The organism is Natronincola ferrireducens (genome assembly GCF_900100845.1).
GTDB classification, from domain to species: domain Bacteria; phylum Bacillota; class Clostridia; order Peptostreptococcales; family Natronincolaceae; genus Natronincola_B; species Natronincola_B ferrireducens.
In genome coordinates this window covers 1-8,390 of sequence record NZ_FNFP01000018.1, presented here as the reverse complement: position 1 = coordinate 8,390, position 8,390 = coordinate 1, and the positions used below count along the sequence as shown (strand labels likewise).

The window sequence follows — 8,390 nt, the reverse complement described above, 5'->3', positions numbered from 1 at the left end:
CGCTGATGGGCCTGGGCGGGAGACTGCCTGGGAGAGTAGGTCGTTGCGACGTGAAAGAAAAACTCCACTGATTGTGGAGTTTTTTAGTTTTTGCAGTATTCACTAATTATTCTTCTATTGGAGCCAATAAAGCTTGGAAGTGACGAAGAATTGGTGGCTCCCAGGTAATTTTATAACCATGTTTGATTTCATGGGCTCTGTCACGTACTGCAATGATAGCATCAGCCATGATATCAAAATGTGCCTGAGTGTAAACACGACGTGGAATAGCAAGACGTGTAAATTCAAAGTCAGCCTGCAATTGTTCCTTTGTATCTGGATCGTTACCAAGCATGTAAGAACCAATATCACATGTACGGATACCTGCTTCTATGTACAACTCAATAGCAAGAACCTGACCCGGGAATTCATAGTAAGGAATTTGTGGGAATATGGCTTTTGCATCGATAAATGCCCCATGACCACCAATAGGAGCTTGATAGATGATGCCTGCATCGTCTAGACGGGATGCAAGATACTCCATCTGGCCATTTCTGTATCTGAGATAATCCTCATCAATACCTTCGTAAAGGCCGATAGCAAGTGCCTCAAGATCACGACCAGAAAGACCGCCATAGGTAAAGAAACCTTCATATGAAATACAGTTAGCTTTAATTTTAAGAATTAGTGGGCTTTCAGCATCTTTAACACCAATAAGACCCCCCATATTTACGATTGTATCTTTTTTTGCAGACATTGTGAACATATCAGCATAACTAAACATTTCTCTAATGATTTGTTTTATTGATTTATCCTGATAGCCTTCTTCATCTCTTTTTATAAAGTAAGCATTTTCAGCATAACGAGCAGCGTCAATGTTGAAAGGAATATTGTATTTTTTACATATAATGGCTGTTTCTCTTAGGTTAGCCATTGAAACAGGCTGACCACCTGCTGAGTTATTTGTGATTGTCATAACAACAAGACCAATGTTTTCAGCACCTTTTTCAAGGATGATTTCTTCCATCTTTTTAACATCCATGTTACCTTTAAACTTACAACGGTGTGATGGGTTTTTAGCTTCTTCAATAACACAGTCAATAGCTCTTGCCCCAGCAAGCTCAACGTGTGCCCTTGTTGTGTCAAAAAACATATTTGAAATAGCAAATTTGCCTTTTGTCAGGAATGTTGGAAACAAAACCTTTTCAGCTGCACGGCCCTGATGAACAGGCTGTATGTAACCATAATTAAAAATGTCTTTACCTGCTTCAACTAGTTTAAAATAACTTGATGATCCTGCATAAGCCTCATCACCGTGCATAACTCCCCCCCATTGTCTATCTGACATTGCATTTGTTCCGGAGTCTGTCAAAAGGTCAATGTAAACATCTTCACCTTTAAGGTTAAAAAGGTTATAGTTTGCCTCTTTGATTTTTTGTTTACGTTCTTCTCTTGTGAGCATTTTGATTGGTTCAACCATTTTAATTCTAAATGGTTCTGGAATATACTTTACTGCCATAACTAAAACACCTCCAAAAATTGTTTTAAAAAATTTCTCTGGGTATCCTACTTAATAGGCCTGGCGGTATTTGGATGACAACATCAAGCTTGGGGACATCCACTCTACCCTTCTACCCTCTTAATCGTTGATGATAATATATTATCACTATAATAATAAATTATCACTCCAACAAAAAAATGTCAATTCTATTTAAAATATTTCCACAAAAACCACTAAAAATTTTCTTAAATGCTATAAATTATAAAATAAATTTCCAACGGATAATAAAACTGTTTCATAGTTGAAAAATTTTATTAGTATGATAAAATAATATAAAATAACAAGAAATGGAGTAATTTTATGACCCATAGCTATTTAAAACACTACATTCAACTGGTGGAATTTTTGGGAGTCACTCTAGGGCCAGACCATGAGGTTGCATTGCATGATTTTGCCGACAAAAGTGGTTCAATAATTGCAATTGCCAATGGACATATAAGCGGTAGAAGCATTGGAGCCCCCCTCAGCAAAAATTCTCTTGAAGCCATATCAAAAGGTGTATATAGAAATCAAAACTACATAGTATATAACGCTGCACTTTCACCCAAAGGAAAAATGTTGAGAACCTGTACATTTTTTATAAAGGACAGCTATGAAAATCTGATTGGTTTGTTGTGTATAAACTTTGACGACAGCAGGTATCAGAGTCTTATTCAAAATGTTTTAAAGCTTTGTCACCCTGATAATTACGTAGAACAGAAATATTTCTACAACCATGAAACAGCACCTGTTGAGGCTATAGATAATGATATAGAAAGCTTTCACAGTTCTATGGAGGATGTGGTTGATGATATTCTTGAAAAGATAATTTCTCAACGGGGTATGCCAATAGAGCGTCTTTTGCCGGAAGAAAAGCTTGAAATTGTAGATTTGATGCATGAAAAAGGCATATTTATTCTTAAGGGTGCCGTAAAATATGCTGCTCAAAGCCTTAAGTGCTCCCAAGCAAGTATTTACCGATATTTGAAAAAATCAAAAGAAAAAGACAATAGTAGAAAAGGATGATAAAATGAACAGCAATGAAAGAAGAGAAGCCATTGTTAAGAAGCTGAAGGAGGAAAATAAACCTATCAAAGGCACTGAATTGGCCAGTTGCTTTCAAGTGTCTAGACAGGTAATTGTCCAAGATATAGCCTTGCTTAGGGCTCAAGGGATAAATATTATAGCTACACCCCAAGGATACGTTATGCTTAAAAGGGATACAACAAAGCTAATCAAAACCATTGTGACAAAGCATACCACCTATGAAGAGATGAAGGAAGAATTGCAGATTATGATTGATCATGGAGCTAAAATAGTAGATGTCATCGTAGAACATTCTATTTATGGAGAAATAAAGGGAATATTAGATATTAGCTACAAAAATGAGTTAGAGGAATTTATACAAAAGATAAAAAACGATAAAGCAGAACCTCTCTCTTCCTTGACGGAGGGAGTCCATATTCACACAGTGGAGGTACCGGATGAAAAAGCCTTTAAAAAGATGAAGCAAGCCCTTATGATAAAAGGCTACTTGATAAATGAATAAGAGTATGATATATTTTTTACTAACAGGTGACAAGACACCTGTAAAAACAATAAAAACAATTGATAGGAAAGGATAGATATTATGGATTTAGATATGACGGAAAAGGAAATGATACAGGAGATACAACGGTTAAAGAAGAAAAAAAATGCTGTTATCCTTGCCCACAATTATCAAATACCTGAAATACAAGAAATAGCAGATATTGTAGGAGATTATTTAAAATTAAGTCAAGAGGCTGTCAAAACTAATGGAGACATAATACTGTTAAGTGGTGTGCACTTTATGGCAGAAAGCATAAAAATGCTTTTACCTAATAAAAAGGTATTATTACCAGTTTATGATGCGGGATGTCCTATGGCAGAGATGATTGATGTGGAAAAATTAAAGGATTTTAAAAGTCAGTATCCTAACATTCCAGTGGTATGTTATGTTAATTCCTCAGCTGAAGTAAAGGCAGAAAGTGATATCTGTTGCACTTCCTCTAACGCTGTTAAAATTGTTAAAAGCCTTCCAGGTGAAAAGGTGCTTTTTATTCCTGATAAAAATCTTGGAGATTATATAGATAAAAAGATACCAGAAAAACAAGTGATTTCTTGGGAGGGTTTTTGTATTACCCATCATCGTGTAAGGGAAGGGGAGGTAGATCTTGTTAGACTTAGACATCCAGAGGCCCTTATACTAGCACATCCTGAATGCCCTCCTGAAGTTGTAGCCAAGGCAGACTTTGTAGGCAGTACATCAGAAATAATAAAATTTGCTGGAGAGTCTAATAACAACAGCTTTATTATAGGCACAGAAATGGGCGTATTACATCAACTAAGAAAAAACAATCCAAACAAAAAATTTCATTTACTATCCCCAGCATTGATTTGTTTTAATATGAAAAAAACAACCTTAAGGGATATTTATCTAGCTTTATTAAATGAAGAAAAAGAGATTTTTGTAGAAGAAGGGATTAGAAGAAAAGCATTAAAATCCCTAGAGGGAATGTTAGAAATAAGCTAAGGGGATTTAAGTAGAGGTGGGATAGGTCAATAAAAAATACAGGAAAGAGGGGGTATCAATGAACATTAATAAAGAAAGAATTTCTATTAGAGAATATTTTACAAAGGCATTAAACGGAATGGCGTTAGGTTTATTTTCATCGTTAATAATAGGATTAATTTTAAAACAAATAGGAGAGTTAGCAGACCTTCCTACATTAACAGTCTTTGGACAAATAACGCAATTTCTGATGGGACCAGCAATAGGGGCTGGAGTAGCCTTTGCTGTAGGGGCACCTTCTTTGGGAATATTTGCCTCAATAGCAACTGGCGCTATAGGAGCAAATACTATTTTTTTAACAGAGGCAGGCGTCTATAGCATAAAAGTAGGGGAGCCGGTGGGGGCTTTTGTGGCAGCTTTAATAGGTGCAGAAGTAGCCAAGCTAATAGTTGGTAAAACAAAAGTGGATATTGTACTGATTCCTGCCTTTACGATTATAGCTGGAGGACTTGCCGGTAATTTTATAGGTCCTGCTGTAGCAGCTTTAATGACGGGATTAGGACAAATGATCAATAGTCTTACCGTAATCCATCCAATCCCTATGGGGATTTTAGTTTCAGCCTTAATGGGAATGATCTTAACTCTACCCATCAGCAGTGCAGCTTTAGCTATTTCCCTTGGATTAGATGGCTTAGCAGCAGGGGCTGCAGTGGTGGGATGTGCTACTCAAATGATAGGCTTTGGTGTGGCCAGTTACAAAGAAAATGGCTTTGGAGGTTTTATTGCCCAAGGCCTAGGAACCAGTATGCTTCAGGTTCCTAATATTATTAAAAACCCTTTAATATGGATACCCCCCACATTGACCAGTGGTATTCTTGGGCCTTTGGCCACTACTATATTTAAAATGGAAAACAACAGTATAGGTGCTGGGATGGGTACCAGTGGATTAGTTGGTCAATTTGGCACCTTTGCAAAAATGGTTACAGAGCAAGGAAATCCATCGACAACTGTTTTGTTAAAGGTAATTCTTTTACACTTTATTTTACCAGCCATACTAACCCTATTAATATCCCAGCATATGAGAAAAAAAGGATGGATTAAGCTGGGGGATATGAAACTAAATCAATAATTTGTAAAAAGGGAGTTCCCATAGTATAATAATATTAGAAATACTATGGGAATTTGGTTTTTACAAAAAAGGATGGTGAAGTAAATGAATAAAAGGAAAAAAATATTAATAGCTTCTGTATCTGTAGCTTTTTTTGTTTTTGTAATGTTTTTTACAGAAATTATTAATTTTATTGCAGATTACCAGTGGTTTAGTGAGCTAGGCTATGAAGAAGTATTTTTAACAAAGCTAAAAACCCAACTAACATTGGGTGTACCTGTTTTTATTGTAGCCACTATACTTTATTATGTTTACTTAATTGTTTTAAAAAAGGACTATTATAAAAAGACACAAGTTTATGAAGTAGGGTTGAGTGAAAAAAGGATCAATAAAATTCTTATCATACCTTCTGTTGTTCTAGGCTTTATTACCGCCTCATCAACAGCAGGGAGGCTGTGGTTTAATCTTCTAAACTACTTCCATGCCGAAGAATTTGCTATAACAGATCCAATTTTTCAAAAAGATATTTCTTTTTATATTTTTAAATTACCCGTACTGGAACAATTATTAAGTGCTTTAATAGGCTTATTAGTATCCTTGGTTTTAGTAACCTTTATTTTTTACGTCATTATGTTTGTTATAAAGCAACCTACTTATTATACCTCTGAAGAGGAAACGAAATGGAATAAGAGCTTTATAAAGGGATTTACTGAGCTAGGGATTAAACAACTAACAGTTATTGGAATTTTATTTTTTATCATTATAGCAGCAAACCATTATCTTGCCGCCTATAATTTGCTTTACTCCACCACAGGGGCCGTATATGGTGCTGGGTATACAGACATCCATGTAACCTTGATTCTCTATAGGGTACAGATGGTCATTGCCCTATTATCATCTGTAGCCCTAATCTACGGTTACTTCAAAAGGGCTTGGAAGAAGGCGTTTGTGGTGCCGGCTATGTTAATTGTTGTTACCGTTTTAGGAAACTTCGTAGCCATAGGTGTGGAAAAACTGATGGTAGACCCCAATGTTATTGCAAAAGAAACACCTTATATTGCAAACAATATAAATTATACAAGAAAGGCCTATGGACTGGGGGATGTCACCATCAGAGATTTTGATGTAAATAATACCCTAACTGCCGAAGATTTACAAAATAATGAAGAAACCATAAATAATATTAGAATCAATGATTATCGACCTACTATAGAATCCTATAACCAACTACAGGCTATTCGACCCTATTATCAGTTTTTGGACGTAGATATCGATAGATACATGATTAATGGAGAGTATACTCAGGTCTTTTTAGCTCCTAGGGAGCTGGATCAAACCAGATTAAGTGATAATGCTAAAACTTGGATTAACCAGCATTTAAAGTACACCCATGGATATGGGGTTGCCTTATCTCCGGTTAACGCTGTTACTAGTCAAGGGCAACCTGAGCTATTGATTAGAAATATTCCCCCGGTAAGCACGGTTGATATAACCATTGAAAGGCCGGAAATTTATTTTGGAGAATTAACCAATAACTATATTGTTATTAACACAAAGGAAAAGGAATTTGATTATCCCTTAGGAGGAGAGTCCAGTGCTGAGACCACCTATGAAGGGACGGCAGGAATTCCTTTGGCAGGTTTCAACAGACTATTATACACCCTACAGGAGAGAAGCTTAAAGCTATTGATATCTAATAGTATTACATCGGAGAGTAAAATCATCCGCCATAGAAATGTATTAGATAGAGTAAACAAGATTGCTCCCTTTATCCATTATGATGATGATCCTTATATTGTTATAAAGGAAGGAAAACTATATTGGATCATCGATGGCTATACCATCACCGGTAACTATCCCTATGCCACACCCTATATGGGGGGAAGAAACAACTATATTAGAAACTCTGTAAAGGTGGTAGTAGATGCCTATAATGGTGATACCAATTATTATATTTCCGATGAAGAGGATCCGGTTATCAAAACCTACAGTAATATATTCCCTCAGCTTTTCAAAAGTATGGAGGAAATGCCAGAAGGGTTAAAAAATCATATTAGATACCCTCAAGTACTGTTTGACATACAGGCAGAGGTATATGAGACCTATCATGTTACCAATCCAACCATGTTCTATGCAGGAGAAGAGGTTTATAATATAGCAAAGGAAAAATATGCTGGAGGGGAACAGGAAATAGAGTCTCAATATATGATTATGAAGCTTCCTGGAAAGGCAAAAGAGGAGTTTGTCCTGTCGGTTCCCTATACACCCAACAGAATGCCTAATATGACAGCTATTCTCATGGCTAGAAATGATACAGAAAATTATGGAGAATTAATTCTTTATAGATTGCCCAAGGATGAAAATATCTATGGTCCAATGCAGATAGAGAACAGAATCGACGGAGATTCACAAATATCTCAAAACCTAACCCTTTGGGGGGAGGGGGGCTCCCAGGTAATTAGAGGAAACCTGTTAGTTATCCCTATCGAGGATTCCATTTTATATGTAGAACCCCTATATATTAGGGCAGCTACACAAAACAGCCTTCCAGAAGTAAAAAAGGTAATTGTAGCCTATCGTGATCAAGTTGTGATGGAAAAAACCTTAGACCTTGCTTTAGAAAGGATATTTGGAAAATCTACTTCTTCTCCATCACCATCCCAAGAGGAGGGAGAAGAGGAAACAGAGACACCTGAAAAACCTACACAACCCCCAGTTGATGCTGGTATAGAAGATACAGTAGAAAGTCTTATCCAGAAGGCTAATGAAGCCTTTGAAAATGCCAACCGTTCTTTGCGGGAAGGAAATTGGGGAGAGTATGGAAGATATATTCAGGAGTTAGAGGAAGTACTAAAGCAATTAGAAAATTATACGGAAAACTAATAAAAAGCACCCTTTGAAGATTTGAACTGCACCCTGTCAAGTAGACAGTGGAAATAATAAAAACTAATCTAAGCGGCCACAGCTCGAAATTCCATCGGGCTAAGGTCGCTTAATTTCTTTTGTAATCTCTTATGATTATAGAAATGAATGTATTCATCTATCGCCTCATTTAGCTCTTTGAAGGTATTGTATTTATTGAGATAATACTTTTCACATTTTAGAGTTCCAAAAAAACCTTCCATTGGCCCATTGTCAATACACTTTCCTACACGTGACATACTTTGCGTCATTCCTGCTGCTTCTACCTTATGTTTAAACCCATTTGAAGTGTATTGGTATCCACGGTC

The 8,390-nt window shown here is 36.4% G+C and carries 7 protein-coding genes; 5 read left to right on the top strand and 2 right to left on the bottom strand.

Annotated elements, in window-relative coordinates:
* Nucleotides 1–106 precede the first annotated feature (106 nt).
* Nucleotides 107–1,498, bottom strand: a complete 1,392-nt coding sequence (locus BLS22_RS14720) for a tryptophanase (protein WP_090555118.1) — start codon at nucleotides 1,496–1,498, stop codon at nucleotides 107–109.
* A 342-nt stretch (nucleotides 1,499–1,840) separates the two neighbouring features.
* Here BLS22_RS14720 and BLS22_RS14715 point away from each other — a divergent pair, with 342 nt between their 5' ends.
* The 5 genes from BLS22_RS14715 (at nucleotide 1,841) to BLS22_RS14695 (ending at nucleotide 8,043) form a co-directional block, all read left to right on the top strand.
* A complete protein-coding gene (locus BLS22_RS14715; protein ID WP_090555116.1) occupies nucleotides 1,841–2,545 on the top strand; it encodes a helix-turn-helix transcriptional regulator in 705 nt (234 codons plus the stop codon).
* Nucleotides 2,546–2,549: 4 nt separating this feature from the next.
* Nucleotides 2,550–3,068, top strand: a complete 519-nt coding sequence (locus tag BLS22_RS14710) for a transcription repressor NadR (protein WP_090555115.1) — start codon at nucleotides 2,550–2,552, stop codon at nucleotides 3,066–3,068.
* Between the two features lie 81 nt (nucleotides 3,069–3,149).
* Complete coding sequence (gene nadA, locus BLS22_RS14705; protein WP_330386537.1) at nucleotides 3,150–4,073, top strand: quinolinate synthase NadA; 924 nt, start codon at nucleotides 3,150–3,152, stop codon at nucleotides 4,071–4,073.
* A 58-nt stretch (nucleotides 4,074–4,131) separates the two neighbouring features.
* A complete protein-coding gene (locus BLS22_RS14700) occupies nucleotides 4,132–5,181 on the top strand; it encodes a PTS sugar transporter subunit IIC (protein ID WP_090555113.1) in 1,050 nt (349 codons plus the stop codon).
* Between the two features lie 84 nt (nucleotides 5,182–5,265).
* Nucleotides 5,266–8,043, top strand: coding sequence for a UPF0182 family membrane protein (locus tag BLS22_RS14695; RefSeq protein WP_090555111.1), 2,778 nt, complete (start codon nucleotides 5,266–5,268; stop codon nucleotides 8,041–8,043).
* 68 nt (nucleotides 8,044–8,111) lie between these two features.
* On the opposite strand, the gene BLS22_RS14690 is transcribed toward BLS22_RS14695, so the two are convergent.
* The coding region (locus BLS22_RS14690) for an IS3 family transposase (protein WP_143011270.1) at nucleotides 8,112–8,390 on the bottom strand (279 nt) is incomplete at its 5' end.